At 74.2% G+C, this 26,288-nt stretch carries 26 protein-coding genes; 14 read left to right on the top strand and 12 right to left on the bottom strand.

Annotation, left to right across the window (positions count from 1 at the left end):
* Positions 1-20: 20 nt before the first annotated feature.
* Positions 21-1,364: a sensor histidine kinase gene (locus ACP7BI_RS09390; protein ID WP_425845449.1), complete on the bottom strand. Its 1,344-nt coding sequence runs from the start codon at positions 1,362-1,364 to the stop codon at positions 21-23.
* Positions 1,357-2,034, bottom strand: a complete 678-nt coding sequence (locus ACP7BI_RS09385) for a response regulator transcription factor (RefSeq protein ID WP_026372835.1) — start codon at positions 2,032-2,034, stop codon at positions 1,357-1,359. The genes ACP7BI_RS09390 and ACP7BI_RS09385 overlap by 8 nt, the downstream gene beginning before the upstream one ends.
* A 107-nt stretch (positions 2,035-2,141) precedes the next feature.
* Between ACP7BI_RS09385 and ACP7BI_RS09380 the strand changes: the two genes are divergently transcribed.
* Complete coding sequence (locus ACP7BI_RS09380; RefSeq protein ID WP_425845447.1) at positions 2,142-2,750, top strand: uridine kinase family protein; 609 nt, start codon at positions 2,142-2,144, stop codon at positions 2,748-2,750.
* 6 nt (positions 2,751-2,756) lie between these two features.
* Here ACP7BI_RS09380 and ACP7BI_RS09375 read toward each other — a convergent pair whose 3' ends face one another.
* The 7 genes from ACP7BI_RS09375 to dnaK form a co-directional block, all read right to left on the bottom strand.
* Positions 2,757-3,422 carry a dihydrofolate reductase family protein gene (locus ACP7BI_RS09375; RefSeq protein ID WP_425845444.1) on the bottom strand — a complete coding sequence of 222 codons (666 nt, stop codon included), beginning with the start codon at positions 3,420-3,422 and terminating at the stop codon, positions 2,757-2,759.
* A gap of 76 nt (positions 3,423-3,498) precedes the next feature.
* The gene (locus tag ACP7BI_RS09370; protein WP_425845443.1) at positions 3,499-4,098 is read right to left on the bottom strand and encodes a hypothetical protein; all 600 of its coding nucleotides are present in this window, start codon (positions 4,096-4,098) and stop codon (positions 3,499-3,501) included.
* On the bottom strand, positions 4,095-5,321 hold the full coding sequence (locus ACP7BI_RS09365; RefSeq protein WP_425845441.1) for a hypothetical protein: 1,227 nt from the start codon (positions 5,319-5,321) through the stop codon (positions 4,095-4,097). Before ACP7BI_RS09365 ends, ACP7BI_RS09370 begins: the two co-directional genes overlap by 4 nt.
* A gap of 68 nt (positions 5,322-5,389) precedes the next feature.
* Positions 5,390-5,824: a heat shock protein transcriptional repressor HspR gene (locus ACP7BI_RS09360; protein WP_425845439.1), complete on the bottom strand. Its 435-nt coding sequence runs from the start codon at positions 5,822-5,824 to the stop codon at positions 5,390-5,392.
* Complete coding sequence (locus tag ACP7BI_RS09355; protein WP_026372839.1) at positions 5,824-6,789, bottom strand: DnaJ C-terminal domain-containing protein; 966 nt, start codon at positions 6,787-6,789, stop codon at positions 5,824-5,826. Before ACP7BI_RS09355 ends, ACP7BI_RS09360 begins: the two co-directional genes overlap by 1 nt.
* A 54-nt stretch (positions 6,790-6,843) precedes the next feature.
* Positions 6,844-7,512, bottom strand: a complete 669-nt coding sequence (locus ACP7BI_RS09350; RefSeq protein WP_425845437.1) for a nucleotide exchange factor GrpE — start codon at positions 7,510-7,512, stop codon at positions 6,844-6,846.
* 2 nt (positions 7,513-7,514) lie between these two features.
* A complete protein-coding gene (gene dnaK / locus ACP7BI_RS09345) occupies positions 7,515-9,374 on the bottom strand; it encodes a molecular chaperone DnaK (RefSeq protein WP_425845434.1) in 1,860 nt (619 codons plus the stop codon).
* Between the two features lie 236 nt (positions 9,375-9,610).
* On the opposite strand from dnaK, the gene ACP7BI_RS09340 reads away from it, so the two are divergent.
* From ACP7BI_RS09340 to ACP7BI_RS09300, 9 genes are all read left to right on the top strand, one after another.
* Positions 9,611-10,300 carry a DUF1345 domain-containing protein gene (locus ACP7BI_RS09340; RefSeq protein ID WP_425845432.1) on the top strand — a complete coding sequence of 230 codons (690 nt, stop codon included), beginning with the start codon at positions 9,611-9,613 and terminating at the stop codon, positions 10,298-10,300.
* 65 nt (positions 10,301-10,365) lie between these two features.
* The gene (locus ACP7BI_RS09335; protein ID WP_425845430.1) at positions 10,366-11,301 is read left to right on the top strand and encodes an endonuclease domain-containing protein; all 936 of its coding nucleotides are present in this window, start codon (positions 10,366-10,368) and stop codon (positions 11,299-11,301) included.
* Between the two features lie 180 nt (positions 11,302-11,481).
* Positions 11,482-12,924 carry an MFS transporter gene (locus tag ACP7BI_RS09330; RefSeq protein WP_425845428.1) on the top strand — a complete coding sequence of 481 codons (1,443 nt, stop codon included), beginning with the start codon at positions 11,482-11,484 and terminating at the stop codon, positions 12,922-12,924.
* A gap of 104 nt (positions 12,925-13,028) precedes the next feature.
* Positions 13,029-13,328, top strand: coding sequence for a hypothetical protein (locus ACP7BI_RS09325; protein ID WP_425845425.1), 300 nt, complete (start codon positions 13,029-13,031; stop codon positions 13,326-13,328).
* Positions 13,328-14,572 (top strand): hypothetical protein, encoded by a 1,245-nt coding sequence (locus ACP7BI_RS09320; protein WP_425845423.1) that lies wholly within the window; start codon positions 13,328-13,330, stop codon positions 14,570-14,572. Before ACP7BI_RS09325 ends, ACP7BI_RS09320 begins: the two co-directional genes overlap by 1 nt.
* 30 nt (positions 14,573-14,602) lie before the next feature.
* Positions 14,603-15,211, top strand: coding sequence for a hypothetical protein (locus ACP7BI_RS09315; RefSeq protein WP_425845421.1), 609 nt, complete (start codon positions 14,603-14,605; stop codon positions 15,209-15,211).
* Positions 15,211-15,822 (top strand): hypothetical protein, encoded by a 612-nt coding sequence (locus ACP7BI_RS09310; RefSeq protein WP_425845419.1) that lies wholly within the window; start codon positions 15,211-15,213, stop codon positions 15,820-15,822. The genes ACP7BI_RS09315 and ACP7BI_RS09310 overlap by 1 nt, the downstream gene beginning before the upstream one ends.
* The gene (locus tag ACP7BI_RS09305; RefSeq protein WP_425845417.1) at positions 15,819-16,625 is read left to right on the top strand and encodes a hypothetical protein; all 807 of its coding nucleotides are present in this window, start codon (positions 15,819-15,821) and stop codon (positions 16,623-16,625) included. The genes ACP7BI_RS09310 and ACP7BI_RS09305 overlap by 4 nt, the downstream gene beginning before the upstream one ends.
* Before the next feature lie 96 nt (positions 16,626-16,721).
* On the top strand, positions 16,722-17,255 hold the full coding sequence (locus tag ACP7BI_RS09300) for a 2'-5' RNA ligase family protein (protein WP_425845414.1): 534 nt from the start codon (positions 16,722-16,724) through the stop codon (positions 17,253-17,255).
* A gap of 9 nt (positions 17,256-17,264) precedes the next feature.
* Here ACP7BI_RS09300 and ACP7BI_RS09295 read toward each other — a convergent pair whose 3' ends face one another.
* Together ACP7BI_RS09295 and dcd are read right to left on the bottom strand one after the other, a co-directional pair.
* Positions 17,265-18,146, bottom strand: coding sequence for a hypothetical protein (locus tag ACP7BI_RS09295; RefSeq protein WP_425845412.1), 882 nt, complete (start codon positions 18,144-18,146; stop codon positions 17,265-17,267).
* Positions 18,147-18,153: 7 nt separating this feature from the next.
* On the bottom strand, positions 18,154-18,792 hold the full coding sequence (gene dcd, locus ACP7BI_RS09290) for a dCTP deaminase (RefSeq protein ID WP_425845409.1): 639 nt from the start codon (positions 18,790-18,792) through the stop codon (positions 18,154-18,156).
* Positions 18,793-18,884: 92 nt separating this feature from the next.
* Between dcd and ACP7BI_RS09285 the strand changes: the two genes are divergently transcribed.
* Positions 18,885-19,376 carry a hypothetical protein gene (locus ACP7BI_RS09285; protein ID WP_425845406.1) on the top strand — a complete coding sequence of 164 codons (492 nt, stop codon included), beginning with the start codon at positions 18,885-18,887 and terminating at the stop codon, positions 19,374-19,376.
* Between the two features lie 33 nt (positions 19,377-19,409).
* On the opposite strand, the gene ACP7BI_RS09280 is transcribed toward ACP7BI_RS09285, so the two are convergent.
* Complete coding sequence (locus tag ACP7BI_RS09280; protein ID WP_425845404.1) at positions 19,410-20,255, bottom strand: DUF1206 domain-containing protein; 846 nt, start codon at positions 20,253-20,255, stop codon at positions 19,410-19,412.
* 57 nt (positions 20,256-20,312) lie between these two features.
* Between ACP7BI_RS09280 and ACP7BI_RS09275 the strand changes: the two genes are divergently transcribed.
* The 3 genes from ACP7BI_RS09275 (at position 20,313) to ACP7BI_RS09265 (ending at position 26,276) form a co-directional block, all read left to right on the top strand.
* Complete coding sequence (locus tag ACP7BI_RS09275; RefSeq protein ID WP_425845401.1) at positions 20,313-20,969, top strand: dienelactone hydrolase family protein; 657 nt, start codon at positions 20,313-20,315, stop codon at positions 20,967-20,969.
* 79 nt (positions 20,970-21,048) lie between these two features.
* Complete coding sequence (locus ACP7BI_RS09270) at positions 21,049-23,679, top strand: ATP-binding protein (protein ID WP_425845399.1); 2,631 nt, start codon at positions 21,049-21,051, stop codon at positions 23,677-23,679.
* Complete coding sequence (locus tag ACP7BI_RS09265; protein ID WP_425845396.1) at positions 23,676-26,276, top strand: ATP-binding protein; 2,601 nt, start codon at positions 23,676-23,678, stop codon at positions 26,274-26,276. Before ACP7BI_RS09270 ends, ACP7BI_RS09265 begins: the two co-directional genes overlap by 4 nt.
* Positions 26,277-26,288 lie beyond the last annotated feature (12 nt).

The raw sequence follows: 26,288 nt of genomic DNA, 5'->3' as shown, positions 1-26,288 counted from the left end.
GAACGATGCTGAACGGGGTGTCAGGCGCCGCGCGACTCGCTCGCTGCCGGCAGCTCGAGCACGAACCGCGCCCCGCCGAGCGGTGCGCCCGTCACCCAGGCGTCACCGCCGTGGGCCCGCGCCACCTGCCGCACGATCGCGAGGCCGAGCCCGGATCCGCCGCCGTCGCGGGCCCTCCCCTCGTCGAGCCGCACGAAGCGCTCGAAGACGCGCTCCCGGTCCTCGATCGGCACGCCGGCGCCGTCGTCGTCGACCCAGAGCATCGCCCGGCCGTCGCGCACGACCGAGCCGAGCGCGACCCGCTGGTGCGCGTGGCGCAGCGCGTTGTCGACGAGGTTGCGGGTCGCCCGGGCGAGCAGCCGCGGGTCGCCCTCGACCGGCGCAGCGCGCACCGCTGCGCCGTCCACGGCGAGGCCGAGGGCACGGGTGCGCTCGAGCTCCTCGAGCGCAAGGCCGTCGAGGTCGACCGGCTGCAGCTTCCCGCGGCCGCGCTCGTCGAGCCTCGCGAGCAGCAGCAGCGCCTCGACGATCCCGTGCATGCGCTCGCCCTCGTGCAGCACGACCTCCGACAGCTCGCCCGGCGCGAGCGCGTCCGGGTGGGCGCGCGCGAGCTCGGCGAACTGCCGCATCGAGGCGAGCGGCGAGCGCAGCTCGTGCGACGCATCCGAGACGAAGCGGCGGCGCGACCGCGCGTCGGCCTCGATGCGGTCGAGCATGCGGTTCATGGTCGCCGCGAGCCGGTCGAGCTCGTCGCCGCGGCTCGACGCCTCGATGCGGCGGTCGAGCCCGGTCGCGTCGATGTCGTCCACTTGCGCCCGCATCCGGTCGACGTGCGCGAGCGCGCGGTCGACGACGATCCACACCACCGTCGCCACGAGGATGACGGCGAGCGGCACCGCGACCGCGAGCAGCACGGTCGTCGAGCGCGCTGCGTCGTCGACCGGCGCGAGCGATCGCGCGACGACGATCGTGCCGGCCTCCGCCTCCGCCGCGACCACGACGAAGCGCTCCCCGTCGACCGTCGCGGTCATCGGTGCCCGGCCCTCCGGCACCGGCAGCGCGGCAGCCGCGTCGGTGTTGACGACGACCCCGGTCGGCGAGCGCAGCGCGACGAGAACGTCGTCGTCGCGCTGCACGAGCGCCGCGGTCTGGATGGTGCCCTCGTCGATGCCTTGCGCGAGGGCATCGAGCTCGTCGGCGAGCTGCTCGGCGACGGATGCCTGCAGCATGCGCTCGAGCGTCCACACGAGCGTCGCGGCGCCGACCCCGAGCGCGACGGTGACGACCGCGACGGCGGCGGCGACGATGCGCAGCCGGATGGACGGGCGGCGGGGCGGTCGCCGCTCGGCCGCGTCGTCAGCCACCGTCGGCCGCCAGCCGGTAGCCCGCGGCGCGCACGGTCTGGATCGCCTCGCGCCCGAACGGCCGGTCGATCTTCCGCCGCAGCCGGCCGACGTACACCTCGACGATGTTCGGATCCCCTTCGAAGTCCTCCGACCACACGTCGTCGAGCAGCTCGCGCTTCGTCACCGCCTCGCCGCGCCGCCGCATGAGCAGCTCGAGCACCGCGAACTCGCGAGCGCTCAGCTCGAGCCGCTCGTCGCCGCGATGCGCCGTGCGCGCCGCGGGATCGAGCCGCAGGTCGCCCGCTTCCAGCACGACCGGCCGCTCACGGCCCCCGCGACGCGCGAGGGCGCGGATGCGCGCGACGAGCACGGGGAAGGAGAAGGGCTTCGTCAGCCAGTCGTCGCCGCCGGTGTCGAGCCCCTCGACCTCATCCCACTCGCCGTCCTTGGCGGTGAGGAAGAGCACCGGCGTCCAGATCCCCTCCGCGCGCATCGCCTGGCACACGCGATAGCCGCTCATCCCGGGCATCATCACGTCGAGCAGCACGACGTCGTAGGCGAACTCTCGCGCGCGCCACAGCCCGTCGACGCCGTCGTGCGCGACGTCGACCGTCATCCCCTCGGCGAGCAGGCCGCGCCGGATCCCGTCGGCGAGGCGCACCTCGTCGTCGACCACGAGCACGCGCATGCCTCGAGCATGGCGGCTCGCCACTGACGCGCGGCTGAACGGCACGCGCGCTCGCCGACGGCGGCGCCACGGCCGTGGCCCGGGGGCGCCGTGAGAAGATGGAGCCCATGCCCGCCGCCGACGAGCCCCTCGCGCGCGTCGTGCTCATCGGCGGGGCGTCCGGCTCCGGCAAGTCGCGCATCGCCGAGCGCTCCGGGCTCCCGGTGCTGCGGCTCGACGACTTCTACCGCGAGGGCGACGACCCCGCGCTCCCTCGGCTCGAGACCGGCGAGGTCGACTGGGACCACCCCGGCTCGTGGCACCGCGAGCGGGCGCTCGACGCCCTCGAGCAGCTCGCCCGCACCGGCTGCACGACCGCGCCCGTCTACGACATCTCCCGGAGCGCGACCGTGGGCGAGCATCCCGTCGCGCTCGACGGCGGGCGCCTGTTCGTCGCCGAGGGGGTCTTCGTCGCCGAGGTCGTCGCCGAGGCCGAGCGGCGAGGCATCCTCGCCGACGCGCTGTGCGTGCACCGCTCGCGATGGCTCACGATGACGCTTCGCTTCGCCCGCGACCTGCGCGAGCGGCGCAAGAGCCCGGCGTTCCTCGTCAAGCGGGGGCTCATCCTCGCCGGCCGCGAGCCCGAGATCGTCGCGAGGCTCACGGATGCGGGCTGCCGGCCCGTGCGCGTGCGCGCGGCCAGGCGCATGCTCGCGAAGGCCGTCGCGACCCGCTGAGCCGCGTCAGTCGAGGTCGTCGCGCTCCTCCTCGACCATCACCTCGCGGCCGTCGACGACCTCGTAGGTCGCGGTGCGGAACGGCGCCGGGGTGAGCGACATCGCCACGGCACCGCTCGGCGCGACTCGCGCATCCGCCACCTCGAACCCGGTCGGCTGCGGGACGCGGTCGAAGACGCGCTTGCCCGCGCCCACGACGACGGGGAAGACGATGAGCCGCAGCTCGTCGAGGAGGTGCTCGGCGAGCAGGGTCTGCAGCAGCAGCCAGGAGCCGTGCACCTGCAGCTCGCCGTCGCCCGCCGACCTCAAGCGGCGGATGCGCTCGGGCACGTCGTCGGCGATGACCGACTCGGTGCCGGCCCAGGGCGCCTCGTCGAGCCGCAGCGTCGTGGAGACGACGTGCTTCGGTGCGGTGTTGAGCCGCTGCGCGACGGGATCGCCGTCGTCGGTCACCTGCGGCCAGTAGCCGGCCATCATGTCGTACGTGCGGCGGCCGAAGAGCAGCGCGTCGGTGCGCTCGAACCAGCCCGAGACGACCTCGCCGACCGCCTCGTCGAAGCCGAACCCGACCCACCCGCCCCAGCGGAAGCCGCCCTCGGTGTCCTCGTCGCGGCCGCCGGGGCCCTGCATGACGCCGTCGAGGGTCATGAACTCGTGCGCGACCAGTCGCATCCGTGCCTCCTCGCCCTGGCGACGCGCGCGCCGCCGCGGCTCCGAGCATGCTCGGCAGCGTGCGCGCGCGCAAGGGTCAGGAGAGCGCGCTGGCCTCCTGCGCGCGCCGCGCCTCGCGGCGCGCGATCGCGAGCCACGTGCGGGGGCCGGCGAGCCAGCCGATGAGCGTCGAGAGGGCGATGGAGGCGAGCACCCAGATGCCGGCGACGAGCCAGAAGCCGAGCGTGCCGGTCAGGAGCGTCAGCAGCCCGAGCAGCCAGCTCGAGAGCGTCGAGAGCGCCGCTTGCAGCGCCGTGCCGAGGGCCGCGCCGCGGAACGTCACGGCCGCCGCCGCGACGACGCCGGCCTGCCGCATGCGGCGGGTGGAGAGCCAGCAGCCGAGCGCGCCGGCGGCGACGGCGAGCACGACGAGCACGAGCACGACGGGCACGAGCCACGAGGCGTCGAGCCGCTCGATCCAGTCGACGACCGCGAGCCCCCACTCGACGTCGTCGAAGAGGTCGATGATCGCGGCGCGGAGCACGATGACGACGAGCGCGGCGGCGAGCATGCTCCACACGAGCGAGGCGCCCGCGGCGACGAGCGAGAGCCCCACGGCGCCTGCCGACCGCACCGCCGCGCGCTGTGCCTCGTCGAGCACATCGGGTCGCGGCGCGCGAGCGGCGGCTCGGCTCACGTGCGCGCTCCGCGCAGCCGCACCCGAGTGAGCTCGGCCTCGTCGCGCGCGCGAGCCGCGGCCTCGGCGGCGGCCTCCTGCGCGGCGGCGATCGCGCGCGGGTCGACGCGCGGCCGCGACGTCGAGAGGAAGAGCCAGCCGAACAGCAGCCCGACGCCGCCCGTGAGCACGACCGCCATCCCCAGCAGCCCGAAGAGCGTCGTCCACATCGAGCCGAGCGTGAGCGAGGCCGAGGAGCTCGCGACGGTTGCGACGATCGCGACCACGATCGCGCCCGGCCAGTAGGCGAAGCCCAGGAGCCCCGTCGCGCCCGTCGTGCACAGCCACGCGAGCCACGCGGATCGGTGCGGCTTCGCGAGCCCGGCAGCCCTGCCCCACTGGCGGCTGAGGATCGCGCCGAGCGCGAGCAGGCCGCCGCCGACGATCGCCCCGATGATCGCGGTGGCGACGACGCGGTCGGGCATCGTCCAGAGCGCGACGGTCGAGGTGAGCGAGTCGGCCTCGATCGTGCCGATCGGCTCGCCGGTGGCGTGCAGCAGCCACGCGAACCCGACGATCGAGAAGTAGGTGACGAGGAAGTGCGTCGCGAGCGCCATGACGGTCTGCCCGAGCCACGAGCTGAGCACCGCGGCGCGCGTCTGCCGGCGCGACCACGGCAGGCGCGGCGGTGGCGGGTGGGCCGCATAGGGGTACGGGGTTGCGGATGCGTACGGCGCCGCCGGGTGCATCGGCACGGCGTAGCCCGCGGGCGGGCCGTAGCCCGGCGCAGGCGCATAGCCGGGCAGCGCCGCCGCGGCCGGCGCAGAGTGCCGGAACTCTGCTGCTGCGGGGCCGCCGGACAGCAGAGTGCCGACACTCTGCGGCGGGAGGGGAGGGGCGGCCGGCGGGGCGGCGGCGTGCGGGGGCTGGAGCATGGGCGGCGGCGCATACGCGGGCATCGCGGCGAGCTGGAGCTCGCGCTCGCGCTCGCGCTCGCGGCGTCGGCGCTCCCGCTCGGCCGCGCGGGTCTGCAGCGCGGTCGTCGGGACGAGCGCATCGCGAGCCGGCGCGGATTCGGCGCGCACGGCGTGTGCTCGGCCGGCAGCGGCCGCCCGCGCTGCCGCGTCGACCGGGACGGGCGTCGCGGTGCCGGGCAGCGGCGGCGCGGCGGGATCCGGCCGGGCGGCCCCGGGCTCGTCGCGAGCGCCGCGCTCTGCGCGGTCGCGGCGTGCCGGGTCGTCCACGGGCACCATCATCGCATCGGGGTCTCGATGCGTCGCCTGCGGCCGCGAGACCGACGCGGGGCTGCCGCTCAGCGGCGCGGCTGCGGGCCCCAGAGCACGACGGAGCCGGGCTTCGAGGGGCGCGCGCCCGCGCGGAGCGTCGTGATGCCCGCCGAGCCCGCCGCGAACACGCGGCGTCCCTGCTGCTGCATCACCGCATCCGCCAGTGCCGCCTCGAGCTTCCGCACCCGCGCGCGCAGCTCGCGGTTCTCGTCGCTCATCGCGAGGATGCGGCGGATGCCCTCGAGCGAGACGCCCTCGCTCGAGAGCAGCTGCACCTGCTTGAGCCGCCCGACGTCGCGCATCGAGTAGCGGCGCGTGTTGCCCGCGGTGCGGGCGGGCTCGACGAGCCCGAGCCGGTCGTACTGGCGCAGCGTCTGCGCGTGCAGGCCGGCGAGCTCGGCGGCCGCCGCGATCGAGAAGATCGGCGACGTCTCGTCGAGGCCCGACGGCGCTGCACGCATCACGACGCCTTCGCCTTCGCGAGCAGCTCGGCGCGCGGCGACTCCTTCGGGCCCGCCTCGACGAAGGCCTCGAGGTGCTCAACCTGCGCCTTCGTGAGGTGGCTCGGCACCACGACCTGGATGGTCGCGAGCAGATCGCCCGTGCCCTGCTTGCCGGCGACGCCGCGCCCCTTGACGCGCAGCACGCGACCCGAGGGCGTGCCGGGCGCGACCTTGAGCCGCACGGGGCTGCCGCCGAGCGTCGGCACCTCGATCGTCGCGCCGAGCGCCGCCTCGGCGAACGTCACCGGCACGTCGACGCGCAGGTTGAGGCCGTCCATGGTGAAGACCGGGTGCGGGCGCACCTGCACCGTGAGGATGAGGTCGCCGGGCTCGCCGCCGGAGGGCGAGGGGTCGCCCTTGCCGCGCAGCTTGATCTTCTGCCCGTCGTGCACGCCGGCCGGGATCTTGACGGTCATGGTCTTCCCGCCGACCGTGAGCTTGAGCGTGTCGCCCTGCACCGCCGAGGTGAAGTCGAGCGCCGCGCGCGCGGTGACGTCGCGGCCCTTGGCGGGCCGACGGGCGCCGAAGCCCCCGCCGAACCCGCTCTGGCCGCCGAACATGCCGCCGAGCAGGTCCTCGAAGTCGCCTTGCGAGTACTGCACGCGCGGGCCGCCGCCACCGCCGCCGAAGCCGCCGAAGATGTCCTCGAAGCCGCCGGAGCCGCCGGGCGCGAAGCGCGGCCGGCCGCCCGCCATCGCGCGGACGGCGTCGTACTCCTGCCGCTGCTTCGGGTCAGAGAGCACGGCGTGCGCCTCGGAGATCTCCTTGAACTTCGCCTCGGCGGATGCGTCACCCGGGTTGGAGTCCGGGTGGTACTGCCGCGCGAGCTTCCGGTAGGTCTTCTTGAGGTCGGCCTCCGAGACGTCCTTGGGCACGCCGAGCACGGCGTAGAAGTCCTTGTCGAACCAGTCGTTGCTAGCCATGCTCCACCTCCCTCGGATGCTCGCGGCTCACGCCGCTCCCCTCTCGCGCCGGCATCACTCCGCCGGGACGAACACCGCGACCTTGGCCGCGCGCAGCACGCGCTCGCCCACGCGGTAGCCCGCCTGCACGACGTCGGCGACGACCATCTCGGTCACCTCCGGGTTCGGCAGCTGCGCGACGGCCTCATGCCTGTCGATGTCGAACGCCTCGCCGACCTCGCCGAGCTTCACGACGCCGAGCTGCTCGAACGAGGCGCGCAGCTTCTGCGCCACGATCGCGAGCGCGCCCTCGACCAGATCGCCGTGCTTGTCGGCGAGATCGAGGTCGTCGAGCGCCGGCAGCATCGAGGTGATGACGGATGCGATGGTCGCGTCGCGGTCACCCGCGCGCTCCCGCTCGGTGCGGTTGCGGTAGTTGACGTACTCGGCCCTGAGCCGCGCGAGCTCGTCCTGCTGCTGCTCGGACTTCGCCTGCAGCGCCGCGCGCTCCGCCTCGATGGCCGCGGCCTCGCCCTCGAGCAGGGCGCGGTCCGCCTCGCTCAGGTCGTCGCTCGCGGCACCCTCGGGCGCCGTGCCCTCCGACGGGGCGGCCCCGGAGGCGGCAGCGTCGGCTGCCGCCTCGCGGGGCTCCCCCGTCACGGGGTCGATGCGGCGCTTGTCGTGCACCTTGGGCTCTTCGCGGCCCTCGGTCTCGTCGCGCTTGTCGTCCTCGTGACTCGTCATGGCTACTTCTTCTCGTCCTCGTCGTCGACGACCTCGGCATCGACGACATCGTCGTCCTCCGCCGGGGCGGCCTGCGGCTCGTCACCCGACGCATCCGGCTGGCCCTGTGCCTGCGACTGCTGGTAGATCGCCTCGCCGAGCTTCGACTGCGACTGCTGCAGCTTCTCGACCGCCGTCTTCACAGCCTCGTCGTCATCGCCCGCGAGGGCCGACTTCACCGCGTCGACATCCGCCTGCACGTCGTTCTTCACGTCGTCGGGCAGCTGCTCGGCGTTGTCGGTCAGCACCTTCTCGACCGAGTAGACGAGCGTCTCTCCGGTGTTGCGCAGCTCGGCGGCCTCGCGGCGCGCCTTGTCGGCCGCCGCGTTCGCCTCGGCGTCCTTCACCATGCGGTCGATGTCCTCCTTCGAGAGGCTCGAGCCGCCCGTGATCGTCATAGACTGCTCCTTGCCGGTGCCCTTGTCCTTCGCGGACACGTGCACGATGCCGTTCGCGTCGATGTCGAAGGTGACCTCGATCTGCGGCACGCCGCGCGGCGCCGGCGCGATGCCGGTGAGCTCGAACGTGCCGAGCGGCTTGTTGTCGCGCGTGAAGTCGCGCTCGCCCTGGAAGACCTGGATCGCGACCGAGGGCTGGTTGTCCTCGGCGGTCGTGAAGGTCTCGGAGCGCTTCGTCGGGATGGCGGTGTTGCGCTCGATGAGCTTCGTCATCATGCCGCCCTTGGTCTCGATGCCGAGCGAGAGCGGGGTGACGTCGATGAGCAGCACGTCCTTGCGCTCGCCGCGCAGCACGCCGGCCTGCAGGGCGGCGCCGACGGCGACGACCTCATCCGGGTTGACGCCCTTGTTGGGCTCCTTGCCGCCGGTGAGCTGCTTGACGAGCTCGGTGACCGCGGGCATGCGGGTCGAGCCGCCGACGAGCACGACGTGCGCGATGTCGCTCACCTGGATGCCCGCCTCGCGGATGACGTCCTCGAAGGGCTTGCGGGTGCGCTCGAGCAGGTCCTTCGTCATGTTCTCGAACTGCGCGCGGGTGAGCGTCTCCTCGAGGTTGGCGGGGCCGTTCTCGGTGAGCGAGAAGTAGGGCAGCTGGATGCTCGTGGTCGACGACGACGAGAGCTCCTTCTTCGCCTGCTCGGCGGCCTCCTTCAAGCGGCGCATCGCGATCTTGTCGTTCGAGACGTCGACGCCCGACTGCTCCTTGAAGCGCTGCTTGAGCCACTCGACGACGCGGTCGTCCCAGTCGTCGCCGCCGAGGCGGTTGTCGCCGGCGGTCGCGCGCACCTGGATGGTGGAGAAGTCGTCGTCCTTCCCCACCTCGAGGAGGGAGACGTCGAACGTGCCGCCACCGAGGTCGAAGACGAGGATGAGCTCGTCCTCCTTGCCCTTGTCGAGGCCGTACGCGAGCGCAGCGGCCGTCGGCTCGTTGATGATGCGGAGCACGTTGAGGCCCGCGATCTCGCCGGCCTCCTTCGTCGCCTGCCGCTCGGCGTCGTTGAAGTACGCGGGCACGGTGATGACCGCATCCGTCACCTTCTCGCCGAGGTAGGTCTCGGCGTCGCGCTTGAGCTTGCCGAGGATGCGCGCCGAGATCTCCTGCGGCGTGTACTGCTTGCCGTCGATCTCCTGCTTCCAGTCGGTGCCCATGTGGCGCTTGACCGACGTGATGGTGCGATCGACGTTCGTGACCGCCTGGCGCTTCGCCGGCTCGCCGACGAGGGTCTCGCCGTCCTTGACGAACGCGACGACCGAGGGGGTCGTGCGGAATCCCTCGGCGTTCGCGATGACGGTGGGCTCGCCGCCGTCGAGGAACGCGACGACGGAGTTGGTGGTGCCGAGGTCGATGCCGACTGCTCGTGCCATGTGCTTGCCTCCTGTTCGCAGCTCGCGCTGCGCTCATTGCCTGATTCCGGCAGACGAGCCCGCCGACGTGCCTGGCGGTGGGTCCGTCTCCCGGAACCCCGGCTGCGACCGCGCCCGGCGGGCGCTGCTGACTTGAGTCGCAATGGCTCAAGTTTCTCACCTTGAGTCGAACGGTGTCAACTTTCGCACCTGTGCATCAGCCGAGAGTCTCGCCGCTCGCCGGTAGCGTTGACGACGTGGCGAGAGGCAATCGGCGGCTCCACCGCGAGAGCACCCGGCACACCCTGGCGTCGCTCATCGCGGGCGCCTTCGCCGCGCTCGCGGTGCTCGGCATGAGCGCGCTCGGCGGCGTCGACCTCTCGATGCGGTCGTCGCTCGCGAGCGTGCTGACGCTCGCGTTCGGCGCCTACGGGCCGGCGTTCCTGTGGCTCTCGCACCTCGCCTTCCGCTCGCTCTCGGGCGATCGGCTCCGCGCGCGGCTGCGCCGCTCGGAGGAGCTGAGCGCGATCGTGCGCGTGCTCTACGGCGGCGGGCCGACGTCGTGGGCGGTGCTCATCGTGGTGGTCGGGGTCATCTCGGTCGTGCTGCTCGCGACGAGCGGCGACTCGATCGACCTCTGGCTCATCGCGTCGTGCGTGCTCGGCGTCGGGGGCACGTGGGTGCTGCTCGTCGCGGTGTTCGCCGTCGAGCACATGCGCGGCTGGGCAGAGCGCGGCGGGCTCGAGTTCCCCGGCGAGGAGGAGCGCGACTTCTCCGACTTCGTCTACCTCTCGGTGCAGCTCTCTGCGACGTTCTCATCGGCCGACGTCGCCCTCACCACCTGGCCGGCGCGGCGCCTCGTCACGGTGCAGTCGATCGTCGGCTTCGCCTACAGCACGGTCATCATCGCCGTCTTCGCGTCGCTGCTCATCTCGCTCGCCGCCTGACGCGCTCTCCACACCCCTGGGCGGATGCGTCCACGTCGGCGCGCGGGACGGCGCACCATGCGCGCATGCCGCTCCCCGCACCGCTGCCCGAGCCGCTCGCGAGCGGCGCCTTCTCGACCGCAGAGGCGCTGCGGCTCGGCGTCTCGCCGCGCCGGCTCCGCGCCGGCGACCTCGCCCGCCCCTTCCACGGCGTGCGCGTCGACGCCCCGCCCGACTCGGTGGTGGCGCTCGCGCGCGCCTTTGCGCCCCGGATGCGCACCGAGCACGTCTACGCCGGCATCACCGCGGCTCGGCTGTGGGGGCTGCCGGTCGATCCGGCGTGGGAGCTCGGCGAGCCGCTCGTCGTCGGCGTGCCCGACGGCATGGCGCGGACTCGAGCCGCTGGGGTGCGATCTCTGCAGTTCGCCAGCTCGAAGCTCAGCGTGGGCGAGATCGACGGGCTGCCGACGCTCGGGCCGATCGGCGCCTTCGTGACGATGGGTCGGAGCGCCGAGCACGAGCAGCTCGTGATGCTCGTCGACGCGCTCGTCACGCCCTCCCAGCGCTACCGAGACCTGCGCTTCGAGCGGCCGTACGCGACGCTCGACGAGCTCTCGGCGGCGGTCGAGCAGTACCGGCGCGCGCCCGGCGCCGCCGCGCTGCTCGCCGCGATCACGGCTGCGCGGGTCGGCGTCGACTCGCCCCGTGAGACGCGCTCGCGCCTGGCGATCGTCGCGGCAGGGCTGCCGGAGCCGGTCGTGCAGCATCAGGTCTGGCACGAAGGCGGGCTCGTCGCCGAGCTCGACCTCGCCTACCCCGAGCTGCGGATCGCGATCGAGTACGAGGGCGACCACCACCGCACCGACAGCGCGCAGTGGGCGAAGGACATCCGGCGCCAGGAGCGGCTCGAGGCACTCGGCTGGATCGTGATCCGGGCGACGAAGGCGGACCTGCGCGACGGCGGGCGCTCCCTCGTGACGCGAGTGCGCGCCGCTCGGGCCCGACGGCTCGGCGCCGCCTGACGCGGGTGGTACCGAATGGTCGCTCGGGCAGGGCTCCAGGCGACCAATCGGTACCACCCTCGGGGGCGGGTGGTACCGAATGGTCGCTCGGGACCGGCTTCAGGCGACGATTCGGTACCACCCTCGGCCGCGACCGTGGCGCGGCACCCGCCGTTCGCCTCGCGGCCATACGCTCAGCCCATGAGCGTCTCGCAGGAGCCCGTGGAGGCATCCGTCCCCCGCAAGCCGTCGCCCGACGACCTCGTGCAGCCGTCGCAAGCGGGGCTCGCGCCCGTCCCGCGCCGCGAGCTCAAGCGCCGCGCCCGCGCGTGGGCGCTGTGGGACTGGGGCTCCGCGTCGTTCAACGCGGTCGTCACGACGTTCATCTTCAGCACCTACCTCGCCTCGAGCCTCTTCGTCGACGCCGAGGTCGCCGAGGCCGGCGGCGCCCCGCTCACGCGCGCGCTCGCCGACAACGCCTCGATCGTCGCGTGGGCCGTCGCGATCGCCGGCGTGCTCGTCGCGCTGCTCGCGCCGATCGTCGGGCAGCGCTCCGACGGTGGCGGCCGCCGCAAGCTGTGGGTCGCGGTCAACACGGGGCTCACGATCCTGGCGATGCTCGGGATGTTCTTCGTCACCCCGGTGCCGGGCGGGATCTGGCTCGGCGCGGCGCTGCTCGCCGCCGGCAACCTCTTCTTCGAGTTCGCGAGCGTCAACTACAACGCGATGCTCCACCAGGTGTCGACGAACGAGGCGCTCGGCCGCACGTCGGGCTTCGGCTGGGGCATGGGCTACGTCGGCGGCATCGTGCTGCTCGGCCTGCTGCTCGTGCTGTTCATCTTCGACATGGGCCGCGAGGGCAACGGCATCCTGGACGTGCCCGCGGGCCGCGACGGCGGCGGCCTCGACGTGCGCCTCGCGGTGCTCGCGAGCGCCGTGTGGTTCCTCGGCTTCGCGATCCCGCTGCTCGTGCGCGTGCCGGAGGTGCCGCCGACCGGCGCCGCACCGAAGCGCGTCGGGATCCTCGAGTCGTACCGCATCCTCTTCCGCACGATCGGCCGCATCGGCCGCCGCGCGCCCAAGACGCTCCTGTTCCTGCTCGCCTCCGCGATCTTCCGCGACGGGCTCTCGGGCGTCTTCACCTTCGGCGCGATCATCGCGGCGCAGGTGTTCGGCTTCACCCCGACCGAGGTCATCCTCTTCGCGATCGCCGCGAACGTGACGGCGGGCATCGGCACGTTCGTGGGCGGCTGGGCCGACGACCGCTTCGGGCCGAAGCTCGTCATCATCGTCTCGCTCGCGGTGCTCGTGGCCTCGGGATCGGCGGTCATCTTCGTCGACGGCAAGCACATGTTCTGGCTCTGCGGGCTCGCGCTCGCGACCTTCGTCGGCCCCGTGCAGTCGGCGTCGCGCAGCTTCATGGCGCGCATCACGCCCGAGGGGCGCGAGGGCGAGATGTTCGGCCTCTACGCCACGACGGGCCGCTCGGTCTCCTTCCTCACCGCGACCCTCTTCGGCGTCTTCGTCTCGCTCACGGGCGACACCCGCTTCGGCATCCTCGGCATCATCCTCGTGCTGCTCGCGGGCCTGCTGCTCGTGCTGCCGGTGCACCCGAAGCCCACGACGATCGACGACCGCGACTGAGCCCGACCGCGCTCGCGGCGCCGGGCGGGGAGTAGTCCCCATCGCGGGCTCAGAGCTGAGTGATTATCGTCGGGGGCGTCCCCGATCCCCGACCCGGAAGCGCCATGGACATCAAGGTCAACTACGCGATGCTCGAGCGCCTCGAGTCGCGCGTCGCCGAGATCATCGAGGAGTTCGAGCAGGCCTCCGCGCGCCGCGAGGACCTCGTCGCAGCCGTCGGCCGTCCCGACGGGCACGGCGAGCTCCAGAGCCGCGTGCACGACTTCGAGGGTCAGTGGGACGACCGCCGCAAGCAGCTGCGCGAGGGCCTCGACGCGGTGCTGGAGAGCGCGACGAAGCTGCGCGAGGGGTGGCAGACCGGCGACAAGGAGCTCGCCGACGGCATGCAGAGCGAGGAGCAGTAGTGGCCGCGATGGAGCAGTCCCCCGGGAACCACGACATCCACGTGCTCGAGGGCAACGCGTCCGACATCTGGCAGCGCGGCAGCGACATCGTGAGCCTCGGCGTCAAGATGACCCTCGCCGCCTCGACGATGGAGACGCTCGTCACCGATGGCGCCGAGCAGGAGGGCCAGTGGGTCGACAAGCTCACGGAGGTCTCGAAGGAGGTCTACCAGGAGCTCGACAAGGCGGGCACCTTCTACATGCGCGTCGGGCCGTACGTGCGCGACTACGGCACCGCCCTGTCGACCGCCCAGTCGACCATGAAGCGCATCGTGCCCGAGTGCGAGCGGCTCTGGGGCATCTACGAGACGAAGCTCGAGGCCTACCACGACGCGCTCGCGGTGCCGGTCGCCTACCCGACGGGCGAGGACGCCGACGATCCGACGGCGCGTTCGCAGGCGGAGTCGGCCAAGGAGACTGCCGTCGAGACGGCGCGGCGGGCGAAGGACACCGCGTACGAGCACTGGGAGGCCGAGGCGAAGGACTACGACGCCGCCTACGACACGTGGTGGGGCGAGTTCGAGGATGCGTACAAGGGCATCGAGACGCAGAACGGCAAGGGCCTCGAGGACAGCTGGCTCGACAACCTCGACGGGCTCGTCGAGTTCGTGCAGACCGTGCTCTCGGTCGCCGGGCTCGTGCTCGCCGCGCTCGCGCTCATCGTCGGCGGTCCGATCGTCGGCCTCCTTGCGCTCATCGTGGGCGTCGTCGCGCTCGGCCTGACGATCTACCAGTTCGCGCGCGGCGACGCGAGCGGCTGGGACCTCGGCTTCGCGATCGTCGGCGTGCTGCCGATCGGCTCGCTCGGCGACTTCGCCTCGGGCGGCTTCAAGACCGGCATGAAGAGCTGGGTGGGCATGTCGGGCGGGATGTCGTTCGGCGACGACGCCGCGCGCTGGGGCCTCTCCGCGACCGGATCGGGCATCAATCCCAAGACCTGGGTCGCGAACATGCGCGGGCTCACCCCCGAAGCCGGCTACCTCGCCGGCGAGGGCTTCGAGATGATCGGCGAGTTCATCTCGACGCACGGCTCCGACACGTGGGATGCGCTCGGCGGCCTCGACCACCTGCCGTGGACCGCAGCGCACATCGGCGACACGGTGGGCAACTACTTCGGCGTCCTCCCCGGCGTCGTGCGCGACACGGTCGGCCTCTTCAGCGGCATCCCGGGCACCTACGAGCAGCTCCGCTGGCCGACGTATTGACCCCGATAGCCTGGCCGCGGAGGTGGCAGGATGAGTGATCTGCGCACGCTGCTGCGCGGCGACGGCAAGGTGCCCGCGTTCCGCATGCTGCTGCCGCAGGGCTGGACCTCGCACCGGCCCGACGAGCAGACGCAGGAGGAGCTCCTCGGCGCGGCCGCGAAGCGGCTCGCGACGGCCGGCCGACCGGACCTGCTCGTGCAGCTGCGGCGGCACGCCGCGACCGCCTTCAGCCAGCTGCGCGAGCAGCGCGCGATCCTCATCATGATGCCCGGCGAGGGGACGCCCCAGTCGCTCTTCCTCCCCGCGACGATCACCGCGGTCGAGCGCGTCAGCACGCCCGACGCGCCGGTGCGCGAGGTCGTCATCGACGCCATCCGCCGAAAGGGTGCGAAGCCGCTCGACGACAAGGGCGCCACCGTCCGCTGGCTCGAGCGCCGCGACGTCGAGCTCGACGGCGAGTCGAGCGCGACGACCTCGATCGTCTACCTCATCGCCGTGCCAGGCACCGGGCGGCGCCGTGCCCTGCAGCTCACGGCCGTCATCACGCATCCGACCGACCTGCCCGCCGACGACGAGGTGCTCGAGCAGTGGATCGCGCTCATCGACGCGCACGTCGCGACCTTCGCCTGGGAGCCCTGATGCACGGCATCGAAGTCGACTTCGACCCGACGCTCACCGTCGAGGTGCCGCGCGAGCAGCCCTCCCCCGGCTGGGCGCAGGCCGAGCTCGAGCGCCTCGGCGCGCACGACCCGGGGCTGCTCGACGACCGCGAGGGCGTCGCGCGCTGGCTCGACGTCGTGCGCGGCGGCGTCGCCCCGACCGCGACCTACACGCTCGCGGTGCGCTCGCCGCAGCTGAGCGCGCTCGCGGTGCTGCGCTTCGACGTGATCGAGGGAGCGCTGCCGGACGAGGTGCAGCGCACGATCCTCGAGCCGCCCGCGACGCTCCCGCCCCGCTTCGACGTCGTCGAGCTCGCGGGCCTCGGCGAGGCGCTGCGCATGCAGGTGCTCGCCGAGCGCGCCGGCGAGCCGTACTCGCTCGTGCAGTGGTTCGCGGTGCGGGAGGGCGGCTCGGTGATCGTCTCGCTCGGCCCGCTCCCGCCCCAGGGCATCGCGGCGTTCCGGCCCTACGCCGAGGCCGTCGTCGGGAGCGCCCGCCCCATCGGGCTCGAGCTCGACGGCAGGCCGTGGCTCGAGCAGCGCTCGCGGCTCGTGGAGGTCGTGCCGCCGGTCGAGAGCTGGAACGCGTGAGCGCCGCCGGCTACGCCGCCCACCGCTCGAGCTTCACGGCCGACGACTGGTGGCGGATGGAGGCGGCAGCGTTCCGCGGCGAGGATCGCGTGCGCGACGCGCTCGCGATGACCGCGCCGGGCCACCTCGCGCTCATGCTGCGCGGCGAGCGGCGCGGCGCGCCCGCCTGGCAGCGCGCCCTCAGCGTCCCCAAGGTCGCGCTCATCATCGGCGGGCTCGCCCTCACGTTCGTCTGGGGGCTGCCGGTCTTCGCGTGGATCTTCCTCGGCGACGGCGGCGGCCTCGCGGTCGCGAGCTTCGGCATCATCGCGGCCGTCTCGCTGCTGCTCGGGATCCCTGGCCTCGTCGGGGAGCTGCGCTCGCGCGGCGCCGATCGCGCCGGCGCCGGCGTCTGGCTCGTGCGCGGTGTGCCGGCGGTGCTCGGCGCGATCGGCGCGATCGCGTGGCTCTCCTCCGGCGCCGAGGTCGACGACTCGCTCGTCGGGTCGGGCATCCCCGTCTCCGGCGCGTGGGTCATCCCCATGGTCGCCGACGCGCTGCTGAGCGTCGCGCTCGTGCTGCTCGCTCGCCGCGGCGCCCGCTCCGCGCCGCCGCTGCGCAGCGAGCGCTCCGCGGCTCGGCTCGCCGACGCCGTCGGCGCGCTGCCGCCGGAGCGCCGCGAGGAGATCGCGCTCGACGTCCGCGCGGCGATCGACACCCTCGAGCGGGCAGGCGCGATCGACGCGGTCGAGGCGCGCCGCGCCCGCGCCGCGCGGCTCGGCGAGCTCGCCGCCACGATGGCGCCCGAGCGCGCGACGGCCTGAGCCGAAGCACTCCCGCCGCGGAGCCGCTGGCTCGAGTGACCGATCGTCCCGGCCGCCCCTCGGCCGTGCCGGGAGCGGATGCGCGAGGATGGCGGCATGGAGCCGCGCGGACCGGGCGACGGGGCGAAGGCGATCACGAGCCTCGAGCTGCTGCTCGACGAGGCCGCCGAGGAGGCCGTGCGCCGCGAGTGGGACGCGCTCGCCGCGGCGGGCCTCTCGAGCCTCGCCGGGCACACCGCAACGAGCAACCGCCCGCACGTGACGCTCGCGATGCGCTCGAGCCCCGTGCCGCATCCGCTCTCGATCGACGCCGACCTGCCGATCCCGATCGAGCTCGGGCCGCCGCTGCTGTTCGGCTCGGGCGAGCGGCGCGTGCTCGCGCGCGCCGTCGTGCCCTCGGCCGCGCTCCTCGCGCTGCATTCCGCCGTGCTGCGCGCGGCGGGCGAGGGCGACGACCCGCCGCACCTGCTGCTCGGCCGCTGGATGCCGCACGTCACCCTCGCGCGCCGGCTGCGCCTCGTCGACCTCGCGGCGGCGCTCGCGCTGCTCGGTCCGGCGATCGAGGGCCGCGGCGTCGCGGTGCGGCGATGGGATGCGTCGACCCGGGTCGTCACGCACGTCGCCCCGTGACGCGGGCGTTCAGAGCAGCGGGTCGGTGGGGCGGATGCGCTCGGCCTCGAGCGCGGGATGCCCGAGCACGCGGCCGATGAGGTGCGCGCTGCCGCCCACGAGCGTCACGTCGAGGTCGACGTCGGTCGCGACGAACCACGCGGGTGCCCCGGGCGGCTCGGCCGGCCAGAGCGCGTTCGGCGTGCGGCCCTCGCCGCCGGATCCGGGGCGCCAGCCGAGACCGGCGGTGCGCTGCCAGGCCGGGTCGGCGAAGACCTCGAGCCGGCCTCGCAGCAGCACGTGGTCGCGGCCGGGGACCTGCAGGAGCGTGCGGTCCGCCATCGCCGCGCGCACCTCGGGGTCGATCGACGACTCGAACGCCGCGCGCTGCTCGGCTTCGAGGTCGCGCACGTGCGCCGCCGTGAGCGGCGGCTCGCCGGGGCCCGGGAAGAACATCCAGCCGATGCCGCTCTGGTCGAGGCCGCTGCCCTCCCACACCGCCGCGAGCACCTCGGCGTCGCCGTGCTCCTCGACGAGGAGCGCCGCGAGGTGCGCGAGCGTGGCCGCGGGGAAGTCGCCGCCGTGCGGCGCGGTGATGCTGCGGCCGTCGGGCAGCTCGAGCTCACCCGTGCCGAAGCGCGCCTCCCAGGCCGTGGACGGCTCCCTCGGCAGCTCGCGCTCCCCCACGAGCGTCGACGCCTCGTCCCATCGCAGGTCGCGAGCGTCGAGCCGGGGGCTTCCCCACGCATCCGTCTCGCCCGTCGGGGTGTGGAGCGTCGCGGGGTGCAGGACGCGCGCGTAGGCCTCGAAGATCGGCGGCACGATCACCGCGAGGGTGCTGTCCCACGCGAGCGCGTCGGCGAGCCATGCCGCGACCGAGACGTCGCGCTCGACCCGCAGGGGACCTGCCATCAGCGGATCAGGGCTCGGCCTGCTCGACCTCGGCCGGCACCGCCGGCACGTCGCCGTCGGCGATCGGCGACTCGATGCGCGTGCGGTGGAACGATTGCGCCGAGCGCGACGCGGTCGGGCCGCGCTGGCCCTGGTAGCGGTTGAGGTTGCCGCCCTTGCCGTAGGGCGTCTCGGCGGGCGACGAGAGCTGGAAGTAGCAGACCTGGCCGATCTTCATGCCCGGCCACAGCTTGATGGGCAGCGTCGAGACGTTCGAGAGCTCGAGCGTCACGTGGCCCGAGAAGCCAGGGTCGATGAAGCCCGCCGTCGAGTGCGTGAGGAGGCCGAGGCGACCGAGCGACGACTTGCCCTCGAGCCGCGCGGCGACGTCGTCGGGCAGCGTGACGCGCTCGTAGGTCGCGCCGAGCACGAACTCGCCGGGGTGCAGGATGAACGCCTCGTCGGGCCCGACCTCGACGAGCCGAGTGAGCTCGGGCTGGTCCTCGGCGGGGTCGATGAACGGGTACTTGTGGTTGTCGAAGAGCCGGAACGCCCGGTCGAGCCGCACGTCGACGCTCGAGGGCTGCACCATCTGCGCATCGAGGGGGTCGAGGCCGAGTTCTCCCGATGCGAGCCGGGCACGGATGTCGCGATCGCTGAGCAGCACGAGGCCGAGCGTATCGCCCGCGCCGCGCCGCGCCGGGTCGGGGCGTGCGGTTCACAGCCGGAGGGAGCACGATTGGGGGGAAGGAGGTCGCCATGGCCGTGCACCGGGGTCGCCGGCTCGAGGACTGGGTCGAGCTCGCCGCCGCAGCCGTCGAGCGGGCCCGCCGCTCCCTCGGCGACGAGGAGGTCTCGCGCCGCGTCGAGCGCTCCGTCTCCGACGAGGACTACGAGACGACCGTGCGCGTGCTGCGCACGATGGGCCGCGACCTGCAGGCGTCGAGCCCCGACCTCTCGGTGCTCGACGCGCGGCTGCGCGGCCGCGTCGAGCCGCACCCGCACGTGCCCGAGGCGCCGGAGGACGCGGGGCGCGCGGAGCGCGAGGAGGCGGATGCGTCGCCCGCGCGCCGAGGGAAGCCCGGCTTCGCGCTCGACGACGACGCATCCGGCCGGAACCCCGAGCCGACCCTCGACGACCTGCCGGTGCGCGAGCGCGGCGGCAAGACCCCCGCGGAGCTCGCGAAGGAGCTGCTGCGGCTGCGGAACCCGATCCTCCCGCACCCGCGCACGCGGCCGGGCTCGCGCTGACGGGCGACGCGACCCCGAGCAGTCGGCCGGCGGTCAGCGCGACCAGGCGCCCCGCGCGAAGCAGTAGACGCCATAGAGCATGAGGCCGAGCGCGATCGCCACGAGCACGATCACCCCGCCCGGCACGGTCGTGAGCGACTGCAGCGCTCCGTCGAGGCCGCCCGCCTCCTCGGGGTCCTGCTGGAACGCGGCGGTGACGAACAGCACGCCGACGATGGCGACCGCGCCGCCCTTCGCGATGTAGCCGGCGGTGCCGAGCACGTCGACCGCCTTGCGGTACCGGGCGGGCGGCGACACGTCCTCGCGGAACTCGCGCTTCGCGCCGCGGACGACGAACGCGACGCCGATCGCGACGATCGCGAGGCCGAGCAGGCCCACGAGCCACGGCCCGAAGGGGGTCGCGAGCAGCTGCGCCGAGACCGACTGCGCCCCCTCCTCGCTGTCGCTGCCGCTGCCGAGCGCGAAGCCGAGCGCGGTGACCGACACCGCCGCGTAGGCGACCGCGCGACCGCCCGGCCGCACCGCCTCCTTCCAGCCCTCGCGCGACTCGGCGATCGCGGTCACCGCCGAGTGCACCGCGAGCGCGGCGAGCGCGATGCCGACGAACCAGATGGCGACCGCGCCGAGCGGGGTGTCCTGCAGCGCCCGCATCGCGCCCGACTGGTCGGCCGAGCCGCCCGCGCCGAACGCGATCCCGAGCGCGATGCCGCCGATGATGAGGTGCACGATGCCGTTCGCGACCTGGCCGACGCCCTGCGCGATCGACGCGGCCGGGTGGCGCTTCGCGCGCCCCGCCGCGTCCTGCGCCTTGTCGCCGGCGCGACCCGCCGCATCCGCTGCCCTCGAGGGATGGATGCGCGAGCTCTCTCCGTCTGCCATAGGGGCACCGTACGTGGCTGGGCTAACGTTTCGCTGGAGAGAGCGAAGGAGCGCAGCATGGCGATCGAGACGACCGACGACACCGCGACCCGCTGGTACGGCGCGGAGGGCGACCCCGTGGTGGTGCTCGCGCACGACTGGAACGGCCGACTGCCGTGGATCGACGCGTTCGGCCGGCGCCTGGCCGACGAGGGCTTCCGCGTCGCCGTGCCCGACTTCTACGCCGGCCGCTCGACGCGCGAGGACGCCGAGGCGGGCGAGCTGCTGCAGGAGCGCTACGCCGACCTCGAGGGCGCGCTCCACATGCTGAGCGAGACGCTCGGCGAGGCGCGCGCGGGCGGCAGCCGCCGCGCGGGCATCGTGGGCTTCTCGATGGGCTCGACGATCGCGCTCATGTACGCCGCGCAGCAGCCGACGCTCGACGCGATCGTCGCCTACTACGGCGCGCCCTTCCCCGGCATCGAGTCGGGCCCGCGCGTGCCGGTGCTCTTCCAGCTCGCCGAGAGCGACGACTGGAGCGGCCGCGAGGCGCCCGAGGACTACCGCGCGCGGCTCGAGGCCGAGGGCTACGACGACGTGCACGTGCGCTCCTACCCGGCGTCGATCCACGGCTTCCAGAACGCGGATGTGCCGAAGTACAGCCGGGATGCGTCGGAGGCGGCCTGGGCGGAGACCAAGCAGTTCCTCCGCTCGCGCTTGAACCGCGAGCCCTGATCCGGCCTGAGCCGATCTTGCGCTGATCGATGCTCATGATGTCCTAGCCGTCGCGGCGCGCGCGCGGCAGGATGTGCCCATGACAGGGCACCGGCCCGCGATCCGCACACCAGACCAGCGGATCCGCGTGTTCGTGAGCTCGACGCTGCGCGAGCTCGCCGACGAGCGCCGCGCCGTTCGCGCGGCGGTCGAGCGGCTCCGGCTCGCGCCCGTCATGTTCGAGCTCGGTGCGCGCCCGCACCCCCCGCGCGCGCTCTACCGCTCCTACCTCGCGCAGAGCGACGTCTTCGTCGGCATCTACGGCGACAGCTACGGCTGGGTCGCGCCCGAGGAGCAGGTCTCCGGGCTCGAGGACGAGTATCGCCTCGCGCCGCCGTCGATGCCGAAGCTCATCTACATCCGCGAGTCGGAGTCGCGCGAGCCCCGGCTGCGCGAGCTCATCGCGCGCATCCAGGCCGACGACACCGTCGCCTACCTCCCGTTCCGCACCGCCGAGCAGCTCGAGGAGCAGGTCGCGAGCGACCTCGCGACGCTCCTCGCCGAGCGGTTCGACGAGTCGCGCATGCCGGCGCAGGAGGGCGGCGGGCCGGACGAGATCCCGCCCACGCCGGCCTCGCGCATCCCCGTGCCGTACTCCGCCACGATCGGCCGCGAGCGCGAGATCGCCGACGTGCTCGCCCTGCTCGAGCGCGGCGGCGACCCCATCGTGAGCCTCATCGGGCCGGGCGGCATCGGCAAGAGCCGGCTCGCGGCCGAGGTCGCGCGCGCCGCCGAGCACCTCTTCCCCGACGGGCGCTACTTCGTGCCGCTCGAGGGGGTGCTCGAGCCGGGGCTGCTGCTGCCGACGATCGCGTACGTGCTCGGCATCCGCGACACCGGCGAGGCGGCGCTCGAGGAGCGCATCGCGCGGGCCCTCGCCGATCGCCGCGTGCTGCTCGTGCTCGACAACTTCGAGCAGATCGTCGAGGCGGCGCCGATGCTCGCGCGCCTCTACGCCGGAGCGCCGGCGACGGGCCTGCTCGTCACGAGTCGCGTGGTGCTGCGCGTGCGGGGCGAGCGCGTCTTCGAGGTCGGTGCGCTGCCGGTGCCCGACGAGTCGTCGCGCAGCGGCGCTGCTCGCGTGGGCCGCGCGGCGGCGTGCGCGCTCTTCGTCGACCGCGCCGGGGCGGTGAAGCCGGGCTTCGAGCTCACCGAGGCGAACGCCTCCGCGATCGCCGACATCTGCCGCCGCCTCGACGGGCTGCCGCTCGCGATCGAGCTCGCGGCGGCGAAGGTGCGCCTGCTGACGCCGCAGGGCATCGCCGAGCGCCTCGAGCAGTCGCTGCCGCTCCTCACGGGCGCGCAGCGCGACCTGCCGGATCGGCACCGCACGATGCGCGCGACGATCGACTGGAGCGTGAGCCTGCTGCCCGACTGGCAGCGGGCGCTGCTCGAGGACCTCGGCGTCTTCGCCCGCCAGTTCTCGCTCGAGGCGGTCGAGGCGCTCGGCGCTGGACGCGTGTGGGAGGGGCAGGCGATGGACGGCATCGCCGCCCTCATCGACGGCTCGCTCGTGCGGCAGACCGAGATCGGCGGCGACTCGGTGCTCTCGCTGCTCGCGATCGTGCGGGAGCACTCGCTCGGGCAGCTGAAGGCGAAGGGCGAGGCGGGGCGCATGCGCGCCGCCCACGCCGACTACTACAGCGCGCTCGTCGAGCGGGTCGCGCCGGGCCTGCGCGGCGCGGGCCAGGGCACGGCGGTCGTGCAGCTCGGCGCGGAGCTCCCGAACCTGCGAGCGGCGGTGCGGCACCTCGTGCACATCGACCGGCTCGACGACGCGGGCGACTTCGCGTGGCGGCTGCTCATCTACTGGTGGGTCGCGGGCTTCTTCGGCGAGGTGCGGGTGTGGATGCTCGAGCTGCTCGGCAAGCAGCAGCCGATCACGCCGCACACGCGGGCGGTCGCGTGGTTCTTCGCCCTCTGGAGCGAGATGTGGCAGCGGCCGAACGAGGGCGTCGTCGCGGGCCTCGCCGAGTGCGTGCGGCTCTTCCGCGAGAGCGGCGACGACGACGCCGCGGCGATGGCGACCGCTGCGCGGGCGACGGCGCGACTGCAGCTGCCGATGCCCGACCTCGCGACCGCGGAGCGCGAGCTCGCCGAGGCCGTCGAGCGGCTGCGGGAGCTCGGCAACACCTGGGCGGAGGCGATCACCGAGGTCTCGCGCGGCCGGCTCGCGTGGCTGCGGGGCGACACCGACGGGGCGCAGGCGCGCTTCGACCGCGCGACGCAGGTCGCGGAGGCGGGCGGCGACCTCTTCACAGTGTCGGTCGCCGGCAACCACCAGGCGCGGCTGCAGCTCGTGCGCGGCGAGATCGACTCGGCGGAGGCCGGCTGCGTCCGCACGCTGCTCGTCTCGGTGCGGCTGCACTTCGAGGAGGGGGTCGCCTACGGCCTCGAGGGGCTGTGCGCGGTCGCGGCGGCGCGCGGCGACGCCGAGCGGGCGGGGGCGCTCGCGGCGGCGGCCGACGGCATCCGCCACCGCATCGGCGTCTTCGACGCGGAGGCGTTCACGGTGCACGTGCCGCAGCTCGACGCCATCCGCGCCGCCGACCCCGACGGCATGGCGGCGGGCGAGCGGCGCGGGGCGGAGCTGAGCGTCGCCGAGGCGATCGAGCTCGCGCTGCCCGACGGCGAGCGCGAGCGCATCGCGGCCGAGCTGGCACGCTGGTGAGCGCCGGCGCCGCGGGCATCCGCACTCCCGACCAGCGGCTGCGCGTGTTCGTCTCGTCGACGCTGCGCGAGCTCGAGGCGGAGCGGCGCGCGGTGCGCGGCGCCATCGAGCGGCTGCGGCTCGCGCCGGTGATGTTCGAGCTCGGCGCGCGGCCGCACCCGCCGCGCGAGCTCTACCGCGCCTACCTGGAGCAGAGCGACGTCTTCGTCGGCATCTACGGCGAGCGCTACGGCTGGATCGCGCCGGGCTCGGACGTGTCGGGCCTCGAGGACGAGTACCGGCTCGTGCCACCCGACATGCCGCGGCTCATCTACCTGCGCGAGGGCGCCGATCGCGAGCCTCGGCTCGAGGAGCTCGTGCGCCGCATCGAGCGGGACGATGCCGCGTCCTACCGCGGCTACTCCTCTCCGGAGGAGCTCGCCGAGCTCGTCGAGGCGGATCTCGCGACGCTCCTCGCCGAGCGCTTCGACGCGTCGCGCGCCAGCGCTCCCGGCGGCGACCGCGTCGACCTGCTCGCCGCGCGCATCCCCGCGCCGTCCACCCGGCTCGTGGGTCGCGACCGGGAGGTGTCCGAGCTCGTCGCCCTGCTCGACGGCCGCGGCACGCGGCTCGTCACGCTCGCCGGCCCGGGCGGCATCGGCAAGAGCCGGCTCGCCATCGCGGTCGCCGAGGCGGCGGCGCCGCTGTTCCCCGACGGCACCGCGTTCGTCGCGCTCGAGGACGTGGTGGAGCCGGGCCTGCTGCTGCCCACGATCGGCTACGCGATCGGCGTGCGCGACGCGGGCGAGCTGCCGCTCGAGGAGCGGCTCGCGATCGCGCTCGAGGGCCGCCGCATGCTGCTCGTGCTCGACAACTTCGAGCAGCTCGGCGCTGCGGCGCCGACGCTCGTACGGCTGCTCGCGATCGCCCCGCTCGTCACGCTGCTCGTCACGAGCCGCGCGGTGCTGCGGGTGCGCGGCGAGCGGGTCTTCGAGGTGCCGCCGCTGCGCACGCACGACCCGGCCGCGCCCGAGTCGACCGCTCGCGCGCGCGAGGCGCCCGCGGTCGAGCTGTTCGTCGAGCGAGCGCGCGCCGTGAAGCCCGACTTCGAGGTCTCGAGCGCGAGCCTCGACGCGATCGTCGGCATCTGCCGCGCGGTCGAGGGGCTGCCGCTCGCGATCGAGCTCGCGGCCGCGCGCATGCGGGTGCTGACGCCGGCCGGGATCCTGCAGCGGCTCGACCGGCAGCTGCCGCTGCTCGTCGACGCCTCCCGCGACCTGCCGCCGCGGCAGCGCACGCTCCGCGCGACGATCGACTGGTCGACCGGGCTGCTGCCCGAGCCGGAGCGGCGCGTGCTGCGCGACCTCGCGGTGTTCTCCGCCGGCTGCGCGCTCGCCTCGGTCGAGGCGTTCGCCGCGCTGCGCGGCTGGGACGTCGATCTCTACCCCGCGCTCGAGACGCTCGTCGACAGCTCGCTGCTCGAGCAGTCCGACGTCGACGGGGAGGCGGTGTTCGGCATGCTCGCGACCGTGCGCGAGCACGGCCTCGAGCGGCTGCGCGTCGACGGCGAAGAGGAGTCGGCGCGCGCCGCGCACGCGGCCGTCTACGTCGAGCTCGCCCGGCGGGAGGGACGCGGCCTCGGCGTCACCGGCCAGCGCGACGCCGTGTCGCGGCTCAACCTCGAGCGGAACAACCTGCGCTCCGCCGTGCGGCAGCTCGTCGTGCTCGGCGACGGCGACACCGCGGCCGACGTCGCCTGGCGGCTCTTCCTCTACTGGTGGATGGGCGGCTTCCTCGTGGAGGTGGCGCTGTGGATGGAGGAGGTGCTCGCGCGGCCCGGCGCGCTCGAGCGCCGCTCGCGCGCGATCGCGACGTTCTTCATCGGCTGGCGGGATCTCTGGACGGCGCCCTCGCACGACGTCGTGCGCGCGCTCGCCGAGGCGAGCTCGGTGCTCGACGAGGAGGGCGACGCGCTCGGCGCGACGATGGCGAGCGCGACCGCGGGGCTCGCCGAGATCTCGACCCCCGACCCCGACCTCCGCCGCGCGGCCGCTCGGCTCGAGGCCGGGGCGCGCCGCTTCCGCGAGCTCGGCGCGGGCTGGGGCGAAGCGCTCTCGCTCGTCGCCCTCGGCCGCATCGCGGTGCTCGGCGACGACCTCGAGGGCGCGACGGCGCGCTTCCGCGGCGCGCTCGAGGCCGCCGTCTCGAGCGGGGACCGCTTCACCGCGAGCATCGCGACCCACCACCTCGGCCGCGCGCGGCTGTTCGCGGGCGCGACCGACGAGGCGGAGCGGCTCTACCGCGACGCGCTCGAGACCTCGATCGCCCTGCACCACGACGAGGGCATCGCCTACGGGCTCGAGGGGCTCGCGGCCCTCGCGGCCGAGCGCGACGAGGTCGATCGCGCCGGCGTGCTCGCCGGGGCCGCCGCCGGGATCCGCAAGCGCGCCGCCTTCTTCGACGTGCCGGCCTTCGTCTTCCACACCCGCTACCTCGACGCGCTCGCCGAGCGCTCCGACGCCGCGGCGCTGCGGGCCGCCGAGGAGCGCGGCCGCGAGTACGGCTCGCTCGAGGCGGCCGCGTTCGCGCTCTCCGGCGGGTCGGCTCGAGCGGGCTGAGCCGAGCCGGCG

Source organism: Agrococcus sp. TSP3-2-1, from assembly GCF_049897585.1.
Classification (GTDB): domain Bacteria; phylum Actinomycetota; class Actinomycetes; order Actinomycetales; family Microbacteriaceae; genus Agrococcus.
Note: the sequence above shows the minus strand (reverse complement) of the source record. Positions and strands in the feature narration are given on the sequence as shown.

Coding starts and splice junctions, on each gene's coding strand:
- ACP7BI_RS09385 (WP_026372835.1), bottom strand. CDS start 2,034: ATGCGCGTGCTCGTGGTCGACGACGAGGTGCGCCTCGCCGACGGGATC.
- ACP7BI_RS09380 (WP_425845447.1), top strand. CDS start 2,142: ATGCCCGCCGCCGACGAGCCCCTCGCGCGCGTCGTGCTCATCGGCGGG.
- ACP7BI_RS09375 (WP_425845444.1), bottom strand. CDS start 3,422: ATGCGACTGGTCGCGCACGAGTTCATGACCCTCGACGGCGTCATGCAG.
- ACP7BI_RS09360 (WP_425845439.1), bottom strand. CDS start 5,824: ATGCGTGCAGCGCCGTCGGGCCTCGACGAGACGTCGCCGATCTTCTCG.
- ACP7BI_RS09355 (WP_026372839.1), bottom strand. CDS start 6,789: ATGGCTAGCAACGACTGGTTCGACAAGGACTTCTACGCCGTGCTCGGC.
- ACP7BI_RS09350 (WP_425845437.1), bottom strand. CDS start 7,512: ATGACGAGTCACGAGGACGACAAGCGCGACGAGACCGAGGGCCGCGAA.
- dnaK (WP_425845434.1), bottom strand. CDS start 9,374: ATGGCACGAGCAGTCGGCATCGACCTCGGCACCACCAACTCCGTCGTC.
- ACP7BI_RS09335 (WP_425845430.1), top strand. CDS start 10,366: ATGCCGCTCCCCGCACCGCTGCCCGAGCCGCTCGCGAGCGGCGCCTTC.
- ACP7BI_RS09330 (WP_425845428.1), top strand. CDS start 11,482: ATGAGCGTCTCGCAGGAGCCCGTGGAGGCATCCGTCCCCCGCAAGCCG.
- ACP7BI_RS09325 (WP_425845425.1), top strand. CDS start 13,029: ATGGACATCAAGGTCAACTACGCGATGCTCGAGCGCCTCGAGTCGCGC.
- ACP7BI_RS09315 (WP_425845421.1), top strand. CDS start 14,603: ATGAGTGATCTGCGCACGCTGCTGCGCGGCGACGGCAAGGTGCCCGCG.
- ACP7BI_RS09310 (WP_425845419.1), top strand. CDS start 15,211: ATGCACGGCATCGAAGTCGACTTCGACCCGACGCTCACCGTCGAGGTG.
- ACP7BI_RS09300 (WP_425845414.1), top strand. CDS start 16,722: ATGGAGCCGCGCGGACCGGGCGACGGGGCGAAGGCGATCACGAGCCTC.
- ACP7BI_RS09295 (WP_425845412.1), bottom strand. CDS start 18,146: ATGGCAGGTCCCCTGCGGGTCGAGCGCGACGTCTCGGTCGCGGCATGG.
- ACP7BI_RS09285 (WP_425845406.1), top strand. CDS start 18,885: ATGGCCGTGCACCGGGGTCGCCGGCTCGAGGACTGGGTCGAGCTCGCC.
- ACP7BI_RS09280 (WP_425845404.1), bottom strand. CDS start 20,255: ATGGCAGACGGAGAGAGCTCGCGCATCCATCCCTCGAGGGCAGCGGAT.
- ACP7BI_RS09275 (WP_425845401.1), top strand. CDS start 20,313: ATGGCGATCGAGACGACCGACGACACCGCGACCCGCTGGTACGGCGCG.
- ACP7BI_RS09270 (WP_425845399.1), top strand. CDS start 21,049: ATGACAGGGCACCGGCCCGCGATCCGCACACCAGACCAGCGGATCCGC.